The following is a 20,171-nucleotide window of genomic DNA, read 5'->3' on the forward strand; positions in this document are numbered from 1 at the left end:
TTAACTTCATCACTTATAATCAGGGGGAAGTCTATTTTTATGACCATTGAAGTGGGTAGTATCCTAGAAGGGGTGGTCACGGGGGTTACCAAGTTTGGTGCCTTTGTTGAACTGCCAGGTGGTGTTACAGGGTTGGTGCACATTTCGGAAGTAGCCAACACTTACGTAAAAGATGTTAAAGATTATGTTAAGGTGCAGGACCGTGTACGGGTTAAAGTGATCCGCATTGATGAGGAGGGGAAAATAGGCCTCTCTATTAAAAGGGCGGTTTCCGATCAGGAGAGCAACCGCCGTTCGCTCAAACCCCGGGCCCAAGGCTCCTTCGAGGAGAAGCTAGCCCGCTTCATGAGGGAAAGCGACGAGCGGCTCCAGGACCTGCGGCGACAGACAGAAGCCAGGCGCAGAGGGCGGGGCGCTCGCAGCTACTAGCAAACTTCAGCAAGTTTAAACTGGGGCACCTCAAAGGTGCCCGTTGTTATGTCTTATCAGCACTTATCAGCAGGAGAAATGCTATGCCTTTTGCAGCGTTAGACATAGGCTCTAACTCAGTACGTTTGCTGGTGGGAGAAGTAGAGGAAGGGCAAGTGCGCCCCCTCTTGCAAAAGCTTAAAAGCACCCGGCTTATGGCAGGTTTTAAGGAAGGCAGGCTAGCAGCAGAATCAATTGAACGGACCTTGGAAGGGACTAAGGAGCTGGTAGCCGTGGCCCGCGCCTTTCCCGTGGCCGGAATAGCAGCCGTGGCTACCAGTGCTGCCAGGGAGGCCAGCAATGCTGACCTGCTTATCCGGGGCTTAGAAGAGGTTGCTGGTATCCGAGTAAAAATAATCAGCGGGGAAGCAGAAGCCTACCTTACCTATAGAGGGGTTAAAGCAGGCCTAAAGTCGAGGACACCGGATTTGGTAGTAGTAGATGTAGGCGGTGGCAGCACTGAATTCAGCTGGGAAGAAGGGGAAGGCTTAATCTTGCGCAGTGTCCCGCTGGGCGCAGTACGCTGCACAGAAGCGGGTATGACCAAGGTGGCCATAGACCACCTTTTGGAGCCGGTGCTAGAGGAAATAAAAACGAAAGGCTGGGGAGAAGTGGTAGCTACCGGCGGGACGGCCACCACCCTGGCCGCCCTGGAACAAGGCTTAATAGAATATCGGCCGGAGCTGGTTCACGGTTTTGTCTTAAGCCGGGAACGAGTGACTCACTGGCTGGACTTGTTAACTGCTTTACCCCTGGAGGAGCGCCGCAAACTTGCCGGGCTTCAACCGGAAAGGGCCGACATCATTGTCGCCGGAGTTACCATCATAGAAGCAGTTTTAAGAGGTTTAGGAGCCCAAACTTTAACTATAAGCGAGGCCGATCTGCTTTGGGGCCTGCTTTTAGTAGCAGCAGGAGAGGAATCACGGCTATGAGATTAGTGGTAGCCATGACCGGAGCCACGGGGGCTATTTATGGTATACGGCTGTTGCAGGTGCTACGAGACTTAGGGGTAGAAACCCATTTAATTTTAAGCCGCTGGGCCGAAAAGACCATTGAGGTGGAGACGAAATGGGAGGTAGAAGCCGTCCGGAGGCTGGCGCCGGTATCCTACCGGGAGGAAGACCTGGGAGCGGCCATAGCCAGCGGTTCTTTTATACACCAGGGTATGGTTATTGTACCTTGCAGCATGAAGACCCTGGCCACCATTGCCCAGGGTCTGGCCCTAAACCTAATCAGCCGTGCAGCAGATGTTACCTTGAAGGAAGGGCGGAAACTCATTCTGGTACCCCGGGAAACCCCTTTAAACGCCATCCATCTGGAAAATATGCTGCGCCTGGCCCGCCTGGGAGCGGTCATCCTGCCACCCATGCCGGCCTTTTATCACCATCCCCGTTCCCTGGAGGACATGATAGACCATTTGGTAGGCCGTATTTTAGACCAGTTAGGCTTAGAACACAATTTATACCAGCGTTGGGGCGGTGAAAAGCCGTGATCACCTACTGGGCAGGCCACGGGAGACACCGTGTTTCCTGCCGCCTCTTTCCTGTGGGGGAAGGCCTGGTGGCCCACCTCTTCGGAGGAGAAAAGCCCCACGTGGGTGCTGTAGCCTTAGCCATACCCCGGCCTAGTTTAAGGCAAAAAGGTAAGATCAGCGCTACTGCTTCTGTCTTAGCCGTAGTGGGCCATAAGGACGACGAGTTAGCGCGACCGGCAGCCCTGCTGTTGGCTGCCCGGTCCCGGGTACCTGTAGTAGTGATAGCGGGAGTACATGTAGAGGAAGCCACCCTCCGGGACATTTCTATGCTAGTGAGCAACGCCCGGCGGGCGGTTAAAGGCGTTTTAAGAGTTTGGCAACAAGTAGCCCCGGCAGGCGGACATCGGGATAACAATGAGAGGTGGTAGGTATCATAGATACCGGCCACCTCTCGCGCTATTTTAATTTGCTGCTCCGACTACTTTGTGCCTTTAAATGAAGAAGCGGATAACGAACAGTACGGCCAGGACCCACATGGTGACGCTGATCTTTCTGGTGTTACCGGTGATCAAGTGTAAGAATACGTAAGCTAACACGCCCCATACGATGCCCTCGGCTATATCATAAGTAAAGGGCATTATAGCTATGGTCAAAAAGGCCGGAGCTGCTTCCAGGAAATTGCTAAAATCGATTTTCATTATGGGTTCCATCATGAAAATGCCTACAATAATCAGCACCGGCGCCGTGGCCACCGCCGGGACCATGCCCACTAGGGGAGAGAAGAACAGGGACGCTAGAAAAAGCAAAGCCACTACCAGGGCGGTTAAACCGGTCCGCCCACCTTCCGCTACCCCTGAAGCGCTTTCGATGTAGGCCACGCAGGTACTGGTTCCCAATATGGCACCTACCGTGGTGGCAATGGCATCGGACATCAAGGCCTGCCCTGCCCGAGGTAGGTGACCCCTTTCATCCAAGAGCCCTGCCTTGCTGCTAACCCCGATCAGAGTCCCCAGGGTATCGAAGAGGTCCACGAAAGTTAGGGTAAAGATTACAGGTATGATTCCTGCTGCCAGGAGATTGCCCAAGCCGCGGCTGAAAGCTCCGAAAGTGGGGGAGAGGCTGGGCGGGAGGCTCAATATTTTCAAACCTTCTACTTTAGTAATCCCCAGAGGTATGCCCAACAGGGTGGTGATGAGGATACCCAACAAAAGGGCTCCCTTGATGCGCAGGGCTACCAGCGCAGAGGTAATGATAAGTCCCACGATGGCCAGCAATACCGAGGGTTGGTGGAGGTTGCCTAGCTTTACTAAGGTATCAGGATTGGATACTACTATACCTGCGCTCTGTAGGCCGATGAGGGCTATGAAGAGGCCTATACCGGCGCTGATAGCCAGTTTTAGGGAGAGAGGAATGGAGTTGACAATGGCTTCCCGAGCCTTGGTTAAGGTCAAGATGATGAAAATAACACCGCTCATGAACACAGCAGCAAGAGCTGCTTCCCAGGGATAACCCATTTGCTTGACGATGGTAAAAGCAAAGAAAGCATTTAACCCCATGCCCGGAGCTATGGCAATGGGATAATTGGCCAAAAAGGCCATGATTAAAGTACCTACCGCGCTGGCCAGTATGGTAGCTACCAGTACTGCGCCAAAATCCATACCAGTGTTGCTCAATATGGTTGGATTTACAAATATGATGTAGGCCATGGTCATGAAAGTAGTAAAACCGGCCAGTACTTCAGTGCGGACGGTGGTATTGTTTTCCTTTAGCTTAAAAGTCCGCTCCAGAAATCCTTCATACCCGGACATAAGTGAAAGACCTCCTCTTCCAAAAGTTGATCCTTAATTAAAGTCTCCCCCATTTAGCAGACAATCATATTTGGCTACCACCTGCCTTCCAGCAATTATTTCTCTAAAATAATTTACCCGGCTAGCTGGCTGGGCCTTGATTTAAGGCCCGCCTTCGTAGCCGGGCAATTTACGGTTGCCTGGTAGAGACCCCCAGACCATATTACTGGGGATATACGAAGACAGGTATAAATAGCAGTTACAGTTAAATTGTCCTTAACTAATATTATTTATTTGCTATTTAAACAAAAATTCCTGCTTCAGGCCTGTAAGAATTTTAAAATTAGACCTACTAAAGGGACCTTCATCCGCATTGACATACCTTTACAAATTAAATTATGCTTTAAATAGCACTAAATAGCCCGTAAAAGAAAGGAGCGGGAACATGTTGAACAGACCCTTGGCAGCTATGACCCAGGAGCTGGTAGCTACCGCTACCGGAAGGCTTCCAGCCGATGTGGTAATTCGCGGTGGGAAAGTTATAAATGTGTTTACCGGGGAGATCTTGAACTGGGATATTGCCATTAAGAAGGGCCGTATTGCTACAGTAGGCGAGGTGAGCCATTGCCTTGGCCCTGAAACTAAAGTGATTGAAGCCGAGGGCTATTATTTGGCTCCCGGTTTCCTGGACGGACACCTCCATGTGGAAAGCAGCATGGTCAGCGTTACCCAGTTTGCCCGGGCCGTTTTACCCCATGGTACCACCACCATTTTTATGGACCCTCACGAAATAGCCAATGTCCTGGGCCTGGAAGGTGTTAAAATGATGTTGGAAGAAGGACGGAGCCTTCCTCTAAGGGTGTATGCTACCATGCCCTCCTGCGTCCCGGCCGCTCCCGGCCTGGAAGATGCCGGAGCGTCTTTTGGTCCGGAAGAAGTAGCCACGGCCATGCAATGGGACAATATAATCGGCCTGGGAGAGATGATGAACTTCCCGGGCGTCCTTAACGGGGATGAGGCCGTTCATGGCGAAATCAGAGCTACCCTAGAAGCGGGGAAGCCGGTCACCGGCCATTATGCCCTGCTGGAGACGGAAAAAGGTTTGCCTGCGTATGCGGCGGCCGGTATCTGCTGTTGTCATGAGTCCACCAGGGCTATAGATGCCCTGGCCCGCATGCGGCTGGGCATGTACGCTATGATGCGGGAAGGCTCGGCGGCGCGTGACATCCACGAGACGGTCAAAAGCTTGACGGAAAACCGCATTGATGCCCGCAGGGCCATTTTGGTCACCGATGATACCCATCCTGAAACCTTGCTATCCCTGGGGCATCTGGATCATGTGTTAAGAAGGGCCATAAGTAGAGGGCTGAACCCCATAACTGCCCTCCAGGCCGTCACTATAAATACTGCCGAATGCTTCGGATTATCCCAGGACTTAGGCAGCATTGCCCCGGGGCGGTGGGCTGACATTGTCTTCCTTTCCGACCTGGCCTCTGTTAAGGTAGAAAAGGTTATGGTGGCCGGCCAGATAGTGGCGGAAGGTGGCAAGCTAACTGTAGAACTGCCTCCGGTTAACTATCCTGTCGCGGCCAGGAATTCAGTGCATCTAAAGGAAGCCCTGACCGCAGCCCATTTCACCCTAGCAGCTCCGCTGGGAAAAGACAAGGTTAAGGTGCGCGTCATCGAAGCCATTGAGGGAAGTATTCTTACCCGGCACATTACCGCTGAGCTGGAAGTACAGGATGGCCAGCTAAAGGCTTCCCCGGAGCGCGATATAGCTAAAGTGGCGGTGATAGAACGCCACCGGGCCAGCGGCACTATAGGATTGGGTTTTGTCCGGGGCTTTGGTATAAAAAGCGGAGCGGTGGCCTCTACCGTAGCCCACGACAGCCACAATCTCCTCATTGTGGGCATGAATGATGAAGATATGGCTCTGGCGGGCAATACCCTGGCGGAATGCGGTGGGGGTATGGTGGTAGTAGGGGACGGCAAGATCTTGGCGCTTCTTCCCCTGGCTATAGCTGGCCTTATGTCCGACCAGCCGGTGGAAGTAGTAGCCAAACAAGTAGAGGAAGTGCTAAAGATGTCGCGGGAACTGGGCTGTAAACTCGTGTCGCCTTTCATGACCATGGCTTTTCTTTCCTTACCGGTTATACCGGAGCTGCGCCTCACTAACCGGGGCCTGGTAGATACCGTGGATTTCAAGTTTGTGCCCGTAATAGTGGAGTAATTATTAAATCAAAAAGGGGTGCGAAACCGAATGAAGGTGTGGTTGGTCAACACGGATGGTTCGCTCCTTTACCAGAAAAGATTGCTGAAGGCCAAAGACGGCCTGCTGGACTTAACTACTGTAGGCAATTTGCGTCTTATGACCGCTCGTGAACGCTTGGACAAATTAGGCTGAAAGCTCTCTGGGGCCTCGCAGGGCCTGGTCTTCTTGGGCAGCGGCGATTACCATCACTTGAGTTTGGCTTTACTTAAGAGCATAACGGTAAAATTTAATTTAGTGGTCCTGGACTGGCATATGGATATGTACCCGGCCCTTCCAGGTGTGGTCACCTGTGGTTCCTGGTTACGTGAAGCCCTGGCTTTGCCCCAGGTGCAGGTGGTCTATATCCTGGGCCTTAAATCCGACAGCCCAGCGGCCTTGCCGGCTGAGGAAGTTGGCAAGCTGGAAATGTACCCTTATTTTGCTTTTGGCCGAGCAGCTAGAGCTATATCCGAGAAGCTGGCGGGCCAGGAAGTGTATATTTCCCTCGATAAGGATGTATTAGCCTCTCCCTTCGCCTGGACAAACTGGGACCAGGGCAAGCTGGCCATACCTCAAATTTTTGCCTTCTTAAGCTCCTTAAGGCAAAAGGCCCGAATAATAGGCATGGATGTATGCGGAGAAATTTGTCCTTCCTCGGTTGTCCTGGGGCCGGTGGAGGCTAAAAGGATAGCGGCTAATGAAGAGATTAACTTAAGGCTGGTGGCGCTTTTTAAGCGAGAGTGGCGCGGAATGGAGAACATGTCCGCTTAATACCTTAGCGCGATAGGAAGCGGTGCTAACGGCGGATGCTAACCTAGGGGGAAGCCGGCACCTCAAAGCCTAATGCCTCTAGAGTTTCGCGGTTGGCTACGCCGGTCGGCTTTAAACCTTGCATAAGCTGAAATTGCTTCACCGCCAAAGTAGTCATCTGGCCATAATAACCATCAGTAGGGCCGAAAAGATAAAAACCTTTTTCCCGCAAACGGGCCTGTAGAGTTACCACTTCGGGCGAAGTAGTGCCCGGCTGTAAGGGCCCCCTGGGTGTTACCCTGGGGCCCTTAACTATTACCGGTGTCCCTAGGGGAATCCAGGGGAAGATCTCTTCGATATCTTCGTTACGCATGCGGAAACACCCGGCCGAAGCAGCCCAGCCAATGGTCCAAGGGCGGTTGGTACCATGAATGCCATAGTTTCCCCAAGGGACGTTGAGGCCCATCCACCGGGTGCCCAGGGGCCCTCCGCTTTCATAAGCTTTATCGATTATTTTCCATTCCCCCACCGGGGAAGGGGTAGTATATTTACCGATGGCAATGGGATATTGCCGGAAGATCTGACCGTCGACAAGGAGCTGGAGGATTAATCTATCGGTATCCACCAGGATTTTTATACTGCTGCCGGGAGGCGGTTCCGGGGGTTTGGTTTGGGTTACGTGCTTAGGCTTAGCCCCTAAAGCCTGCCAGGTAATAGGGTTTACTTCCCCGGAAGGCACAAGCCCCTGGCTACGCTGAAAATTGATAACTGCCCGGAAAGTCATCCGGTCATAGATCCCGGTAGGCGGGCCAAAATAATAGCCCAGTCGGGCTAGGAGTAATTGCAGTTCTGTTACATCTTGCCCCTCCAGAGGCGGGTCGGTTAACCTAAGAGTGCGGTTATCTCCGTCGCAGTTACAGCGGTTATAGGCCAAGACAGCAGCATGCGGTAAAAATATAAGTATCAGCAGCGAAAGGGCAATAAAACGACAAAGGCGCACCCTTCTTTCTCCTTCCTGGGCAAATCCTCGAGACTTCACCTTATATTGTGACCTTAAAAAAGCATTTCCTATGTATGTAGTGTAAGGTCCAAGCCCGCAGAGGTTATACTAAACTAAAGGAACTCGATTAATAAAGGAGCAATTTTAATGTTTTTTGCCCTCCTTTTAGCCCTTATATCCGGGGTGGCCATGGCTGTCCAGGGTTCCCTCAATTCCGCTTTGGCTAAAATCACCGGCCTTCTTCAGGCCACTTTAGTAGTGCATCTTACAGCTACCATAGCGGTAACCCTTTTGCTCTTTTTCCCTCTCAGCCCCGGGAGCTTAACGAGAATCATCCAAGCTCCCTGGTATCTGCTTCTGGGAGGACTAATCGGAGTTCTTATCACTTATGGAGTGGTGGCCAGCATTCCCAAGGTAGGGGTAGCTCTGGCCACCACAGCTATCATAGTAGGTCAGGTGACCATGGCGCTGATCATCGACCACTGGGGGCTCTTCGGCCTGGATAAGATTCCTTTTACCTGGTGGAAGGCAGTGGGCCTGATCCTTTTGGCCACCGGTGCGCGCTTAATGCTCAATTGAGGGCTTCAAGGGCCTCGTTCTACCAGGCGGGGGCTGGGCTGATAGCGGCTGATACCCAAATCTTTGCGAATAATTTTTCCATCAGGATATTCAATAATCACCCAGGAGCGCACAGTAATACCGTCTTGACCGGGGAAGATTACTTTTTCTGTTCCTCGGGGTAGGAAGGGATTATATTTATATTCGGTCCAGGTTTTAATTTTTTCCAGGACTTCATGATGCCAGGTTACCTTGGGAGGCTTTTCGCGGCCATAAAAGGCAATATAAAGGGTATATCCCACGGTGTCAGCCCAGATGACCAGGGGGCCGCTGGTGTTATTGCGAAAGCGGAAATCATATAAGCCATAAGCAACAGTAGCATCCTGGCCAGGGGGGACGTAGGGCACAGTTAAAGAATGGGGGTGGCGCTCAATGATTTCCAGGTTGGCTAGGATGGCTACATTATACAGGACCGAGGCAATTTTACATACCCCGCCGCCTTCGCTGGGAACGATTTTATTGCCGGAAAACATAGGGCCCTCTCGATAACCCCGGGCTTTAGTGTAGGGACCTAAAAGCTTATTCTGGGAGAAGATTTCCCCAGGTTTAAGAACTGTGCCGGCGAGCCTTTTAGCCGCCAGAGCCACATTATATGCCTCCCAAAGGATGGGATCGGGTAGACTGGCATGGTAGGAGGCGACGAGGATAGGAGTATTGTGCTTTTGCAAAAATTCTTCCACAGTTTTATCTCCGGCCCAGGGCAGGGCTTTATCATCTAAGGATTCTTCGTCTGTTTTATGCAGAGAAGTACCCGACGAAAGAAAAAGGGCTCCTTGCCAGCCTTTAGTCCAGCGGAGCCAGGGCCAGGCCAGCCACAATCCTGTAATAATAAAAACTGCCAGGCTAAGAATACGTATCATACGCAAGGGACCGCACCTCTGGGCAGGTGGTCTCTTACTTTCCTCCTAAACTCACCAGAGCAATTCCCAGACAAATGAGCATCCCGCCTATTAATTTATTCCAGCCAACCCTTTCGGCGAAAAAAAGGGCAGACAGGATGAGAGTAATGAAAGGAGCAAAAGCGACAATTAAATTTACTTCACCCGGCTGGCCGCGTTTTAAGGCGTTGTAATAGGCCAGGTCGCCGGCTACAGCGGTGAAGAAAGCCTCGGCAGCCAGGAAACACCAGGATTTAAAGGGTATGGATAAAAGATATCCTAGGCCTCCCCGGTAAATCACCCAGGGAGCTACTATACCGCCTGCCAGGAAAGTGCGAGCTATCAACCCGGCTACGGCAGATACTTCTAGCAAAGCGAGTTTGCCAAAAACAGGAGCTATACCCCAGCATAAAGCTCCTAGCAGGGCGAAGATAAGGGGATTCATTCCTAACACCCCCTAGGAGAAACTATTCGTTTTTTCCCTCAGGTAGAACTGGTTATGAATTACTGCGGCCTAGTACCGTTGGACTCTTCTTAGCCTTCGATATTGGTTGGTGTTAGGTTGTCCCCAAGGTGGCAATTTGCAGATTCTTGACTGCGTTAAGGCAATAATATATTATAAAATCAAAAATCTTTCTCCGAGCCGGTTGCACCTAAGGACCCAAGGCGAAGTTATGGAGGTCTACGGTCATCCGGCCTGGGCTAAATCATTAGCCCACGGGGTATGCCTGGAAACGGGCGTGCCTCCCTTTGCTCGGAAAGGAGAAAATAAGCTGGGTGGACGAGACCCCGGTATCCTTTGCGAGCCGGGGTTTTTATTTTAATAACCTCAGGGGGATTGGATAGTGAAGAGCAGGCGGTGGGTATGGATAGTGTTACTCTTCGCGGGCATACTGGTGACAGGTTGCTCCGGCGGCAAGGATAAGGATTCACCTTCCGGGCGGGAGATTAAAGTATTTGCCGGGGCGGCCAGCAAGCCGCCTTTAGAAGAAATTGCCGCGCAGTTTGAGGCCCGGACGGGCATAAAAGTAAACCTTACTTTTGGAGGTTCTGGAACGGTTTTAACCCAGATGAAACTGAGCAAGCAAGGGGACATTTACCTGCCGGGATCTTCTGATTTTATGGAGCTAGCCAAGAAAGAAGGAGTAGTGGCAGCGGAGACGGAAAGGATAGTAGTGTACTTAGTTCCCGCTATTAATGTTCCTAAGGGCAACCCCAAGAATATCCGAGAGCTAGAAGATCTGGCTAAGCCAGGAGTAAAAGTAGGCCTGGCCCGGCCGGATACGGTATGCGTAGGCCTTTACGCAGCGGAAATATTGGAAAAGGCTGGCCTGGACAGCCAAGTTAAGAAAAATATTGTTACTTATGCAGAGAGTTGCGAAAAGGTGGCCAACCTGGTAGCATTAAGGCAGGTAGATGCGGTACTGGGCTGGGAAGTTTTTGCTTCCTGGGACCCGGATAAAATTGAAACCATCTACTTGCCCCCGGAGAAAGTGGCGAGAATTGGTTATATCCCCGTGGCTATTTCTAATTACACTGCCAAGAGAGACCTTGCCCAGCAGTTTATAGATTATTTGACTTCAGATGAAGGCAAAAGCATTTTTAAAAAATGGGGCTACTTAACTACAGAAGAAGAAGCGCGCAAATTGGCTCCCCGGGCTCCGGTAGGAGGGGAGTATCGTTTGCAGTCCCAATGGTAAAGGTGAAAAGGCCGATCCATGAGAAAGATGGATACTTTTAGTATAGCAGCAGCGGGCATTTTGGGTATCGTTATAGCATATATTTTGCTGCTCTTTGCGGCCCAGATACCCTATTTAAACCTGGGAGTCTTGCTGGAGAGCCTCCAGGACAGGGAAATATTGTTTGCTATCACCCTCTCCCTCAAGACTTCGGTTATCTCTGCTGGTCTAGCCGTGTTTTTGGGCACTCCTATAGCTTATTTTTTATCCCGGGCCAATTTTCGGGGTAAAACTCTGATCGACACTCTTCTGGATTTACCCACCGCCATCTCGCCCGTGGCCTTGGGAGCTGTACTGCTTATTTTTTTCAATTTGCCCTTAGGTCTCTGGCTCCAGAGATACTTGATACAGGTAGTCTTCAGTGTAGCCGGTATTATAGTGGCTCAGACCACCATTACTTTAGCCCTGGCCATACGCCTGATCAAAACGGTGTTCGATGGGATTGATCCCCACTATGAAGTAGCAGCGCGCCTTCTGGGGGAAAGCCAACAGGGAGCTTTCTGGCGGGTAACTTTGCCCATGGCGCGGCCCGGTATACTTTCGGCTTTTATCCTGGCCTGGGCGCGAGCCCTGGGCGAATTCGGTGCTACGGTCACCCTGGCCGGTGCCACTAAATTTAAGACAGAAACTCTTCCCATAGCCATATACTTAAATTTAGCCAGCGTAAAGATAGAAAAGGCCATAGTGTTGATATGGATTCTCCTGCTCATATCCTGCCTGGTATTATTGCTGGTACGCTACCTTAACAGAGGAAAAGGAGCCTATGCGTAATGCTAAGCTTGTCTGGTGTAGAAGTAGAAGTACAGGGGTTCCGCATACAAGATATATCTTTTCAAGTTGAACGGGGAAAATGCCTGGTTATTGTAGGTCCTTCCGGTTCGGGAAAAACCATCCTTTTGGACACTATTGCTGGCGTTCACCGGGTGCGGAAGGGCTCTATTACCCTTGAGGGGCGCGATATTACCCGGGCCTTGCCCGAAGAAAGGAAGATCGGCTATATACCTCAAAACCTGGCCCTGTTCCCCCATCTGTCCGTAATGGACAATATTTTATTCGGCGCCCGGGCGCGCAAGCTTCCTTTCCACCAGGCACAAGCTAAAGCGAAAGAGCTCGCCGAGCTCCTCAAGATTGAACACTTGCTGGACAGGCCATCCCCTGTGAATTTAAGCGGCGGCGAGAAACAGAGGGTGGCCCTGGCCCGGGCTTTGCTGGTAGAGCCTTCTGTTATTTTGCTGGACGAGCCTTTTTCTGCTTTGGACAGCTTTATCCGGAGAAAGCTGGTGCTTTACCTCAAAGAAGTATTTAATACTTTACAGACCACGGTTATTCATGTTACCCATGACTTGCAGGAAGCTTTTTTGCTGGCCGATATTCTGGGTGTAATGCTGGAAGGGAAATTGCAACAGGTGGGAACGCGGGAAGAAGTGTATTATCGCCCGGCTACTCTGGGAGTGGCCAGGCTTTTTGCGGGCCGCAATTTGTTCACCGGCCTCATAATAGATAGCAACCCGGGTGTTTCCTTGCTCGCCAAAACTTCCCGTGGTTTTGTTTGTGAATTGCCCTGGAGGGACAATATAGCCAAAGGGCAGAGGGTAGTCTTTGGCATAAGCCCCCGGGAGGTGGTAATTATTCGCCAAGGGCGCCCCTTGCGCCCCAAAGTCCAGGCCAACGTTTTTGCGGCGAGAGTCACCAACATCTTCGATAGCTACGGCAGCTACTTGGTATTCCTTACTCTGGAAGGCTCCGGTGAAACGGTGGAACTGGAGATACCCAGTTATGTTTTCCGAGATATGGGGCTAAGTGTGGGCTTTACAGTGGAAGTATCCCTGAAGAAGGATTGCCTGTGGGTTTTACCCGAGGAACCGGTTGCTTCGGCATCCTGGGAACAAGGCCGACAGTAAGGCGTAAACTGGCTAAGTGAGGAGAGGAATGGTGAAGGACAAGCTGGTAAAGGAACTGGCCAATAGCGTGTGGGTACCAGCACTTATCGTTTACGCCGCTACTTGGGAATTAAGAAGGAAGGCACGACTGGCAACAGCCAGGTGGGAACAGTCCGGCGTGAGCTTTTTAAATGCCCTGGCCCTAAGCCTTTAAGGAGAAAGGGGTGGCAGTTACGGGCATATTGAGGGCTTCTTGGATTTGGGGCAGCCCTGGCTATGCCTTTTAAGCCGGGCGAAGGAATAAGTTCTTGTAATTTTGCCCAGCAATTGTTATAATATATTCGAAAAACTAAATATATCTAGCTTAAACGCTGAATCTCCCATGTAATAGGGGAGAGCGGGGGACCCAATTTATAAATGGGGCTAATCTCCTTTTTAGGAGTAGGGCTATCTTTCGGTCCGCGCCCGTCAGCTAACCTCGTAAGCGTGGAAAGAGAAGGCTGTGTGTGATGTGGTGAGTTATTCATGTTGCCCGAGAGGTCTTCTCGGGCTTTTTTGTTCTTTGGGAGGTGAGGGGGTTGGTCAAATTTGAAAATGTCAGCAAGGCATATCCTGGTGGCATATACGCCGTTAAATCCTTAGATCTAGAAATCCAGAGGGGAGAACTGGTAGTTTTAATCGGCCCCAGCGGGTGCGGCAAGACAACTACTCTGAAAATGGTAAACCGGCTTATAGAACCCACGTCTGGAAGGATACTGATAAACGGTAGGGATATCCGCGAAATACCTCCTGCTAAACTAAGGCGCCAGATAGGTTATGTAATCCAGCAAATCGGACTTTTTCCCCATATGACTATTGCCCAAAATGTAGGCCTGGTTCCCCGCCTTCTCGGTGTACCCAAAGAAGAAAGAGAAAAAAGGGTGGATGAGCTGCTGGAGATGATAGGGTTTGACCCGAAATTATATCGGAACCGCTATCCCCGTGAACTCTCAGGAGGCCAGCAGCAGCGGATAGGAGTTTTACGAGCCCTGGCCGCCAACCCGGATATTATTCTCATGGACGAACCCTTCGGCGCCCTCGATCCCCTTACCAGGGAGCAGCTCCAAGATGAGTTGAAAAAGCTCCAGAATACCCTCCATAAAACCATAATCTTTGTCACCCATGACATGGATGAAGCCTTAAAACTTGCCGACCGCATTGTAGTTATGCGGGAAGGGGTAGTTGTGCAAATAGGTTCTCCTGAAGAACTCTTGCGCAATCCCGCGGATGATTTTGTTAAAGAATTTATCGGGAAAAAGAGGTTGCTGCGCCATCCCGAAGAGGTTTCCGTAGGGGAAATAATGCTGGATAGTCCGGTTACCGGAAAACCCGACATGGGGGCGGCGGAAGCCTTTCAAAGAATGCAGAGGCACCAGGTTAATAGCTTGCTAATAATCGATGAACAGGGATTTTTGAAAGGGATTCTTACATCACGGGGTGTGCAAAAGGGCATCCAGGCAGTAGGCAACAGGCCTAAGGTTCAAGAGCTTATGGAGCTGGTCTCGGACACAGTAACTCCCGAGGTATCGGTTTTAACCGCCGCCCGTCTTATGACCAGAAGCAAGTACGGGCTGCTTCCCGTGGTGGACGAAGAGGGCCGCTTAAAAGGGTTGCTCACCAATGCCAGTCTGGTCAGCACCTTTGTAGATGTTTTGTGGCCAACGGACACTGTAGAAATGAAAGGGGGAGAACAAAATGGAAGTTACCCTGGGTAGCCTGTGGCATACCTACCTGGAACGCAGCTCCAAGTTTTGGGACCTCACCCGGGAACATTTTCTGCTTCTGGTGGTGCTGCCCGTATTTCTGGCGGCTGTGGTGGCCATTCCTCTAGGTATTCTGGCCTCTCGTTTCAAATGGGTGCAGGCCCCTTCCCTGGCTTTTGCCAACTTAATGCAGACCGTCCCCAGCCTAGCCATGCTGGCCATACTCATCGCTCTGGGTGCAGGCATCGGAAACAAGCCGGCCATTATTGCCCTTTTCCTGTACTCCCTCTTGCCCATCTTACGCAATACCTATACAGGAATAAAAAATGTGGATAGCGGCATCCTGGAGGCGGCCAGGGGCATGGGGATGACAGGAATACAGATCCTTATTATGGTAGAACTTCCGTTGGCCTTCTCCGTTATTATGGCCGGAATCCGTACAGCGGCTGTCATCTGTGTCGGCCTGGCTACCCTGGCTGCTTTTGTAGGTGGTGGCGGCCTGGGAGATTTCATTATGACCGGTCTGGGGATGGCCAACAATAACTTAACCCTGTTGGGAGCTATTCCTGCGGCAGCCATGGCTCTCTTGTTGGACTTTATCCTGGGCAAAGTGGAGAACTGGCTTACGCCACGGGGCCTAAAATTGTAAAAGGCAGTCATGTAGAACCAAAATGGGGGTAATCCAGCGTAAAAAATTGTTTAAAGGAGGACGATCTTATTGAGAACCATAGGAAAATTAATAAGTATAGCAGGTGCTCTCGCTTTAGTATCCGGGCTGCTCCTCACAGGTTGTGGCCAGAAAGACGGGGGAAGTACCGCCACTACTCAAACTGCAAGCAAAATTGTAATTGCAACTCAAAACTTCGCTGAACCCCAAATACTGGCCGAAATGATCAAACAGCTCTTGGAAGCTAAACTCAGTCTTAGCGTAGATCATAAGCGCAATTTTCAGGGTTCCACAGCCGTGCACCAGGCCCTAGAGACAGGAGACGTCCAGATGTATATAAGCTATACCGGAACCCAGTTTACCGGGATATTGGGGATGGAAGTAACACCGGAATGGAAAGATCGTAAGAAAGTCTATGAATATGTACGCGACAAGTTCCAGGAGAAGTTCCAGGTGAAGGTTTTTGAGCCTTTTGGCTTTAATAACACCTATGCCCTGGCGGTCCGTCGGGAAACCGCCGAAAAGCTAGGGCTTAAAAAAGCCAGCGACCTGGCACCTCACTCTAAGAATATGACTATAGCCACTGATCCCACTTTCCAGGAACGCAAAGGCGATGGTTGGGCTGAGCTGGCCAAGGCTTACGGCTTTTCCTTTAAAAGGGTAGTGGGTATGGCTTATGATCTCATGTACCAGGCTTTGAAATCTGGCGATGTGGATGCGGCTGTGGCCTATTCTACCGACGGCCGCATTGCTGCTTACGATCTGGTAGTGCTGGAAGACGATCTTAAATTTTTCCCGCCCTATGATGCCGTTCTTTTTGTTAAAGAAGATGTATTGAAGAAATATCCCAAAATCGAAGAAGTTATAGCCCCGCTTATCGGTTCTTTCACTGAAGAAACCATAGCCAAGCTCAACGCCAAGGTAGATGTGGAGCAGAGGGAACCTGCAGACGTAGCTAAGGAATATCTGAAAGAGAAGGGATTGCTCTGAAGAGGCCGCGGGCTGTTTTAAGTTTTTTCTTTAAGAATTCTGCAGAAGTGCGGCCTCTTGACAACAAAGCGGGTTTTGGGCATAATTATAAACGCGGGTGGCGGTGTAGCTCAGCTGGTCAGAGCAAGCGGTTCATACCCGCTGTGTCGTAGGTTCGAGTCCTACCACCGCTACCATTTTTATGGTCCATGGCCCGTTAGTCAAGGGGTTAAGACACCGGTCTTTCAAGCCGGGAACGGGGGTTCGAATCCCCCACGGGTCACCATACAAGTTTAACCCACCGAGAGGTGGGATTTTTTATTTTGTGTCGAAAAGTTGTCTTTCCCCCCTCTCCCAAGGCGACAAAGATTGCACCCCCGCCTGGGATATAATTTTGCCCAGGAGTATTGAAGGTGGTGGTATATATTGGCAGACAGTGCTCGGCGCATGTCGAGGGTTGCGATAACGGGGTGGATGGGCAGCTTAAGCCTGCTGTTGGCCACTTTTCTCTTAACCCGGGCAACTCTTCTGGGGGAGTTGATGCCCTTTGGTCCGGGGGCAGTGATAGCCATAGCCGGTCGCCGGCCGCGCCTTCTCTGGCCAGCAGTCTTGACGGCTACGGCCAGCATTTTATGGTCTCTGAAGGGCCTGGCAGGTTATAGCCGTCTGGCTGTTTTCCTGGCTTTGGGAATAACCTTTTCTATTTACCAGGTTCGGCACTTGGAGAGGGACATAAGCGTGGCTGCCCTGGGCACGGCCGTAATCATTTTTACCCGCGGTTTAGGACAGGCCTTCCTGGGACCTTCCTTTTACGGCTGGGTACTTCTCCTTTTTGAAGCTGTCCTGGCGGGGGGCTTGGCCCTGGCCTGGCTGGAGACAGAGGTGACCAGGCACCGGGAAGAACAATTGCTGGGCTTAAGCCTTTTTGCCTTGGGCCTTTTGTTGGGCTTGGAAGGGTGGCATCTAGCCGGCATGTCCCTCCAGAGCTTAGTGGGCCGGTTCTTTATATTGCTGGCCGCCCTGGTGGGCGGTGCCGGGTCCGGAGCAGCTATGGGTGCCGTGCTCGGTTTTCTGCCCAGTTTGACCACCCTGACGGCCCCGGCTTTAGCAGGTTTACTGGCTCTAGTAGGGCTAACGGCGGGTGCTTTTTACAGCTTGGGCAAACTCGGTGTGGTGGGAGGTTTTGTCCTGGCCCACCTGTTGCTTTCGAGCTATTTCCTGGGAGCCGAGGGAGCCAATTTGGCTTTAAAGGAGAGCAGTGTTGTTGCCCTGCTGGCCCTTCTTTTGCCAGCCAGGTGGCTTAAGCTCTTTCCTGCTTTTTTAAGCAAGGAAGTACGTGGGGGGAAAACAAGCCCTGCCCTTTCACGGTGGCAGCAGGTAGCCGCTGCTCTTAAACGCGTGGGAGAGAGTCTAGAAACGACAGGGGAGGCTAGTACCGGCAGTACCAGTATGGCTATACGCCAGGTAGCCCGTTTGGTTTGCGAGGGATGCCCGGCTAATAAGGTATGCTGGGAGCTGGATGGAGACAAGTTAACGGCTGCTCTTAAGGACTTGCTACTAAGGAGAGAAAAAGGCAGCTTGGTAACTGCCGACCTCCCTGATTGGTTACAAGGGCGGTGCGGACGGGGGAGAGAACTGCTGGCGGCGCTGGGAGCACAGGCCCTAAAACTGCACCCGGAAAAGACCGTTTCTAGCCTGGCTTCCTTGCTGGCCAGCCAATTTCAAGCTTTGGGCAATCTGCTGAAGGAGTATGCTTCAGAAACTTCTGCCACTCGCGAAGAATATACTAAAGAACCCCTGCTGGCAGTGGAAATAGGTTTTGCTTCTTGCGCTCGTCAACAAGATTTCGCCTGTGGCGATTCCTTCCTGGCCGCTCCATTGGAGGGAGGCAGGTACTTATTGGTTTTAAGCGATGGCATGGGTGCGGGCCGGGAGGCGCGGATGGAGAGCCGGACAGCCGTGGAACTGGTGAAAGAATTGTTATCTGCGGGCTTCCCCCGTGAACTGGCCTTACGTTTAGTAAATATGGTCCTCCTTTTGCGTTCTTCAACCGAAAGTTTTGCCACCCTAGATGTGGCTGTTCTTGATCTGGTAGAGGGCCAGGGAGAATTTACCAAACTAGGGGCTTGCCCAAGTTTCCTGGTAAGAGGTAATAGACTATTAACTATTAAGCCCCAATCTTTACCGGTAGGTATTTTGGAAAATATCCCCATTGAAATGGTCCAGGAAGAGATACAACCCGGGGATGTGCTGGTAATGGTGAGCGATGGCCTATTAGAAGCGCATAGGGACCTGGCGGAAAAGGATAAGTGGCTGGTGGCGGCGTTGAAGCGGACTACAGAATCTGAACCCCAAAAGCTGGCCGAACGCCTGCTCAAACAGGCTATTGCCCTGGCCGGCGGTTCCCCCATGGACGACATGCTGGTAGCTGTGGCTCGCCTGGACCGGATTAGTTAAGACATAAAGCGGGATGGAGTAGGAAAAAACTTCACAAGCAGCAGGAAAAAAGCTCGTCATGCCGAAATAAAGGGGTAGAAGCAGACAGGCTGGGAAGGCGTACGAATGGAGTCGGTTTTGGATCGTGTCCGCCAGACCATAAATAGATATGGCCTGTTGACCAGAGGTGACAAAGTAGTGGTAGGGGTGTCCGGCGGGCCGGATTCCCTTACACTACTTCATTGCTTGGTGCTCCTTCAAGGGGAGTATGGTGTCTGCCTTCACGTAGCCCATCTTAACCACCTTTTGCGGGAAGACACAGCCGCCCAGGAGGCGGCTTTTGTACGCGAGCTGGCAGATAGCTGGGGATTGCCGGCCACCATTGCCGCCCGGGATGTGCGGGCCTACCAGAGAAAACATAAACTCTCGCTGGAAGAGGCAGCGCGGGAAGTGCGCTACCGCTTTTTACAAGAAGTAGCCGAAACAGTAGGGGCTAATAAAATTGCCGTGGGCCACCAGGCTGACGACCAGGCCGAAACTGTCCTGTTAAATTTGCTGCGGGGCAGTGGGCTTACGGGTTTAAAGGCTATGGTTCCCCACCGGGACGGTATTATCAGGCCCTTATTATTTGTTACTCGGGCGGAAATAGAGGCTTATTGCCGGGAAAAGGGACTAAAACCCTGCTGCGACGTAACTAATCTGGATACAGCCTACCGGCGAAATAAAATCCGCCACGAGCTCCTACCCCTGCTGGCCCGGGAATATAATCCTGGTATTGTGCTCGCTCTGGCGAGAACAGCCGCTATTTTAGCCGAAGAAAACGAACTTTTGGAGGAAATGGCGCAACAGAATCTGACGCCGATAATAGTGGAGCAAGGAGAGGATTTTATTAAAATAGATAGGGAAGGTTTTCTGGCTTTGAAAGCCGCCCTTCAGCGCCGCATCTTACGGCAGCTGGTTTTGACCCTGGGTGGCGGGGCCGAGTTTGAGCATATAGAGGGCTTGCGGGAAATGGTGAGGGCGGGGACTGGAGCCCTGACCTTACCCCAAGGTTTAAGGGCGTGGGTGGAAAAAGAGAGAGTGACTTTGGGCCGCTCCCGTAAAGAGGAAACCTCGCCTTTGATTTTTGCCTACCCCCTAAAAGTGCCGGGCGTAACCCATTTAGCGGAAATAGCAAAGAGCATTAGGGCAGAAGTGTTGCCCCCTCCAACAGATGTTACTTCTCCCCCCCATGAAGCCTGGCTGGACTGGGGCAAGCTTAAAGGGCCTCTCATCGCTCGCAATTGGCTGCCGGGAGACCGTTTTCGCCCTCTGGGAATGAAAGGGAGCAAGAAACTGCAGGATCTTTTTGTGGATGCGGACATTGCTGCAGCCGAAAGACGACGGTTGCCGGTGGTAGTGTGTGGAGAAAATATTATTTGGGTAGCCGGGGTACGGATAGCTGAGGATTTTAAGATAACTCCGGCGACACGGGAAGCTCTGCATCTGGTGTTGGAAGCGCTGGAACCGTAA

The 20,171-nt window shown here is 51.6% G+C and carries 21 protein-coding genes, 2 tRNA genes and 3 riboswitches; of the genes, 19 read left to right on the forward strand and 4 right to left on the reverse strand.

What is annotated here, in order from left to right:
* The first annotated feature begins 39 nt into the window (after positions 1 to 39).
* The 4 genes from AC1BI1_RS10180 to lpdD all read left to right on the forward strand — a co-directional run bounded on the left by AC1BI1_RS10180 (position 40) and on the right by lpdD (position 2,370).
* Positions 40 to 429: a S1 RNA-binding domain-containing protein gene (locus AC1BI1_RS10180; RefSeq protein WP_476717184.1), complete on the forward strand. Its 390-nt coding sequence runs from the start codon at positions 40 to 42 to the stop codon at positions 427 to 429.
* A gap of 83 nt (positions 430 to 512) precedes the next feature.
* Positions 513 to 1,400, forward strand: a complete 888-nt coding sequence (locus tag AC1BI1_RS10185) for a Ppx/GppA phosphatase family protein (RefSeq protein ID WP_476717185.1) — start codon at positions 513 to 515, stop codon at positions 1,398 to 1,400.
* The gene (locus AC1BI1_RS10190; RefSeq protein WP_476717186.1) at positions 1,397 to 1,960 is read left to right on the forward strand and encodes a UbiX family flavin prenyltransferase; all 564 of its coding nucleotides are present in this window, start codon (positions 1,397 to 1,399) and stop codon (positions 1,958 to 1,960) included. Before AC1BI1_RS10185 ends, AC1BI1_RS10190 begins: the two co-directional genes overlap by 4 nt.
* Positions 1,957 to 2,370, forward strand: coding sequence for a prenylated flavin chaperone LpdD (lpdD, locus tag AC1BI1_RS10195; RefSeq protein ID WP_476717187.1), 414 nt, complete (start codon positions 1,957 to 1,959; stop codon positions 2,368 to 2,370). The genes AC1BI1_RS10190 and lpdD overlap by 4 nt, the downstream gene beginning before the upstream one ends.
* Before the next feature lie 63 nt (positions 2,371 to 2,433).
* On the opposite strand, the gene AC1BI1_RS10200 is transcribed toward lpdD, so the two are convergent.
* Positions 2,434 to 3,750 (reverse strand): NCS2 family permease, encoded by a 1,317-nt coding sequence (locus AC1BI1_RS10200; RefSeq protein ID WP_476717188.1) that lies wholly within the window; start codon positions 3,748 to 3,750, stop codon positions 2,434 to 2,436.
* 137 nt (positions 3,751 to 3,887) lie between these two features.
* Positions 3,888 to 3,989, reverse strand: a riboswitch (purine riboswitch).
* Between the two features lie 185 nt (positions 3,990 to 4,174).
* Here AC1BI1_RS10200 and ade point away from each other — a divergent pair.
* From ade to AC1BI1_RS10215, 3 genes are read left to right on the forward strand one after another with little or no spacing between them, the layout of a single operon-like run.
* Positions 4,175 to 5,959 (forward strand): adenine deaminase, encoded by a 1,785-nt coding sequence (ade, locus tag AC1BI1_RS10205; protein WP_476717189.1) that lies wholly within the window; start codon positions 4,175 to 4,177, stop codon positions 5,957 to 5,959.
* 30 nt (positions 5,960 to 5,989) lie between these two features.
* Positions 5,990 to 6,133: a hypothetical protein gene (locus AC1BI1_RS10210; protein ID WP_476717190.1), complete on the forward strand. Its 144-nt coding sequence runs from the start codon at positions 5,990 to 5,992 to the stop codon at positions 6,131 to 6,133.
* A 33-nt stretch (positions 6,134 to 6,166) separates the two neighbouring features.
* Positions 6,167 to 6,751 (forward strand): arginase family protein, encoded by a 585-nt coding sequence (locus AC1BI1_RS10215; RefSeq protein ID WP_476717191.1) that lies wholly within the window; start codon positions 6,167 to 6,169, stop codon positions 6,749 to 6,751.
* A gap of 43 nt (positions 6,752 to 6,794) precedes the next feature.
* Here AC1BI1_RS10215 and AC1BI1_RS10220 read toward each other — a convergent pair whose 3' ends face one another.
* Positions 6,795 to 7,730 carry a L,D-transpeptidase family protein gene (locus tag AC1BI1_RS10220; protein WP_476717192.1) on the reverse strand — a complete coding sequence of 312 codons (936 nt, stop codon included), beginning with the start codon at positions 7,728 to 7,730 and terminating at the stop codon, positions 6,795 to 6,797.
* Positions 7,731 to 7,877: 147 nt separating this feature from the next.
* Here AC1BI1_RS10220 and AC1BI1_RS10225 point away from each other — a divergent pair, with 147 nt between their 5' ends.
* On the forward strand, positions 7,878 to 8,309 hold the full coding sequence (locus AC1BI1_RS10225; RefSeq protein WP_476717193.1) for a DMT family transporter: 432 nt from the start codon (positions 7,878 to 7,880) through the stop codon (positions 8,307 to 8,309).
* A 5-nt stretch (positions 8,310 to 8,314) separates the two neighbouring features.
* Here AC1BI1_RS10225 and AC1BI1_RS10230 read toward each other — a convergent pair whose 3' ends face one another.
* Both AC1BI1_RS10230 and AC1BI1_RS10235 read right to left on the reverse strand, forming a co-directional pair.
* Positions 8,315 to 9,208: a VanW family protein gene (locus tag AC1BI1_RS10230; RefSeq protein ID WP_476717194.1), complete on the reverse strand. Its 894-nt coding sequence runs from the start codon at positions 9,206 to 9,208 to the stop codon at positions 8,315 to 8,317.
* A gap of 34 nt (positions 9,209 to 9,242) precedes the next feature.
* Complete coding sequence (locus tag AC1BI1_RS10235; protein ID WP_476717195.1) at positions 9,243 to 9,671, reverse strand: EamA family transporter; 429 nt, start codon at positions 9,669 to 9,671, stop codon at positions 9,243 to 9,245.
* Positions 9,672 to 9,850: 179 nt separating this feature from the next.
* Positions 9,851 to 10,007: riboswitch (molybdenum cofactor riboswitch) on the forward strand.
* A 64-nt stretch (positions 10,008 to 10,071) separates the two neighbouring features.
* Here AC1BI1_RS10235 and modA point away from each other — a divergent pair.
* From modA to tilS, 11 genes are all read left to right on the forward strand, one after another.
* Positions 10,072 to 10,926, forward strand: coding sequence for a molybdate ABC transporter substrate-binding protein (gene modA / locus AC1BI1_RS10240; RefSeq protein WP_476717196.1), 855 nt, complete (start codon positions 10,072 to 10,074; stop codon positions 10,924 to 10,926).
* 18 nt (positions 10,927 to 10,944) lie between these two features.
* Complete coding sequence (locus tag AC1BI1_RS10245) at positions 10,945 to 11,736, forward strand: ABC transporter permease (RefSeq protein ID WP_476717197.1); 792 nt, start codon at positions 10,945 to 10,947, stop codon at positions 11,734 to 11,736.
* On the forward strand, positions 11,736 to 12,866 hold the full coding sequence (locus AC1BI1_RS10250) for an ABC transporter ATP-binding protein (RefSeq protein WP_476717198.1): 1,131 nt from the start codon (positions 11,736 to 11,738) through the stop codon (positions 12,864 to 12,866). The genes AC1BI1_RS10245 and AC1BI1_RS10250 overlap by 1 nt, the downstream gene beginning before the upstream one ends.
* 31 nt (positions 12,867 to 12,897) lie before the next feature.
* On the forward strand, positions 12,898 to 13,059 hold the full coding sequence (locus AC1BI1_RS10255) for a hypothetical protein (protein WP_476717199.1): 162 nt from the start codon (positions 12,898 to 12,900) through the stop codon (positions 13,057 to 13,059).
* Between the two features lie 145 nt (positions 13,060 to 13,204).
* A riboswitch (cyclic di-AMP (ydaO/yuaA leader) is annotated at positions 13,205 to 13,346 on the forward strand.
* A 77-nt stretch (positions 13,347 to 13,423) separates the two neighbouring features.
* Positions 13,424 to 14,599, forward strand: a complete 1,176-nt coding sequence (locus AC1BI1_RS10260; protein ID WP_476717200.1) for a betaine/proline/choline family ABC transporter ATP-binding protein — start codon at positions 13,424 to 13,426, stop codon at positions 14,597 to 14,599.
* Positions 14,580 to 15,236, forward strand: coding sequence for an ABC transporter permease (locus tag AC1BI1_RS10265; RefSeq protein ID WP_476717201.1), 657 nt, complete (start codon positions 14,580 to 14,582; stop codon positions 15,234 to 15,236). Before AC1BI1_RS10260 ends, AC1BI1_RS10265 begins: the two co-directional genes overlap by 20 nt.
* A gap of 69 nt (positions 15,237 to 15,305) precedes the next feature.
* Positions 15,306 to 16,244: an ABC transporter substrate-binding protein gene (locus AC1BI1_RS10270; RefSeq protein ID WP_476717202.1), complete on the forward strand. Its 939-nt coding sequence runs from the start codon at positions 15,306 to 15,308 to the stop codon at positions 16,242 to 16,244.
* A 99-nt stretch (positions 16,245 to 16,343) separates the two neighbouring features.
* Positions 16,344 to 16,420 (forward strand) — tRNA-Met (locus AC1BI1_RS10275).
* Positions 16,421 to 16,434: 14 nt separating this feature from the next.
* Positions 16,435 to 16,509: transfer RNA gene (locus AC1BI1_RS10280), tRNA-Glu, on the forward strand.
* A gap of 140 nt (positions 16,510 to 16,649) precedes the next feature.
* Positions 16,650 to 18,680 carry a SpoIIE family protein phosphatase gene (locus tag AC1BI1_RS10285; protein ID WP_476717203.1) on the forward strand — a complete coding sequence of 677 codons (2,031 nt, stop codon included), beginning with the start codon at positions 16,650 to 16,652 and terminating at the stop codon, positions 18,678 to 18,680.
* 105 nt (positions 18,681 to 18,785) lie between these two features.
* Positions 18,786 to 20,171: a tRNA lysidine(34) synthetase TilS gene (gene tilS, locus AC1BI1_RS10290; protein ID WP_476717204.1), complete on the forward strand. Its 1,386-nt coding sequence runs from the start codon at positions 18,786 to 18,788 to the stop codon at positions 20,169 to 20,171.

Source organism: Thermanaeromonas sp. DSM 22490, assembly GCF_056378755.1.

What these genes read in the sequence shown, in the direction of transcription:
- AC1BI1_RS10225 (WP_476717193.1), top strand. Translation starts at nt 7,878, where the DNA reads ATGTTTTTTGCCCTCCTTTTAGCCCTTATATCCGGGGTGGCCATGGCT.
- AC1BI1_RS10230 (WP_476717194.1), bottom strand. Translation starts at nt 9,208, where the DNA reads ATGATACGTATTCTTAGCCTGGCAGTTTTTATTATTACAGGATTGTGG.
- AC1BI1_RS10265 (WP_476717201.1), top strand. Translation starts at nt 14,580, where the DNA reads ATGGAAGTTACCCTGGGTAGCCTGTGGCATACCTACCTGGAACGCAGC.
- AC1BI1_RS10235 (WP_476717195.1), bottom strand. Translation starts at nt 9,671, where the DNA reads ATGAATCCCCTTATCTTCGCCCTGCTAGGAGCTTTATGCTGGGGTATA.
- AC1BI1_RS10200 (WP_476717188.1), bottom strand. Translation starts at nt 3,750, where the DNA reads ATGTCCGGGTATGAAGGATTTCTGGAGCGGACTTTTAAGCTAAAGGAA.
- AC1BI1_RS10245 (WP_476717197.1), top strand. Translation starts at nt 10,945, where the DNA reads ATGAGAAAGATGGATACTTTTAGTATAGCAGCAGCGGGCATTTTGGGT.
- tilS (WP_476717204.1), top strand. Translation starts at nt 18,786, where the DNA reads ATGGAGTCGGTTTTGGATCGTGTCCGCCAGACCATAAATAGATATGGC.
- AC1BI1_RS10185 (WP_476717185.1), top strand. Translation starts at nt 513, where the DNA reads ATGCCTTTTGCAGCGTTAGACATAGGCTCTAACTCAGTACGTTTGCTG.
- AC1BI1_RS10210 (WP_476717190.1), top strand. Translation starts at nt 5,990, where the DNA reads ATGAAGGTGTGGTTGGTCAACACGGATGGTTCGCTCCTTTACCAGAAA.
- AC1BI1_RS10180 (WP_476717184.1), top strand. Translation starts at nt 40, where the DNA reads ATGACCATTGAAGTGGGTAGTATCCTAGAAGGGGTGGTCACGGGGGTT.
- AC1BI1_RS10190 (WP_476717186.1), top strand. Translation starts at nt 1,397, where the DNA reads ATGAGATTAGTGGTAGCCATGACCGGAGCCACGGGGGCTATTTATGGT.
- AC1BI1_RS10250 (WP_476717198.1), top strand. Translation starts at nt 11,736, where the DNA reads ATGCTAAGCTTGTCTGGTGTAGAAGTAGAAGTACAGGGGTTCCGCATA.
- ade (WP_476717189.1), top strand. Translation starts at nt 4,175, where the DNA reads ATGTTGAACAGACCCTTGGCAGCTATGACCCAGGAGCTGGTAGCTACC.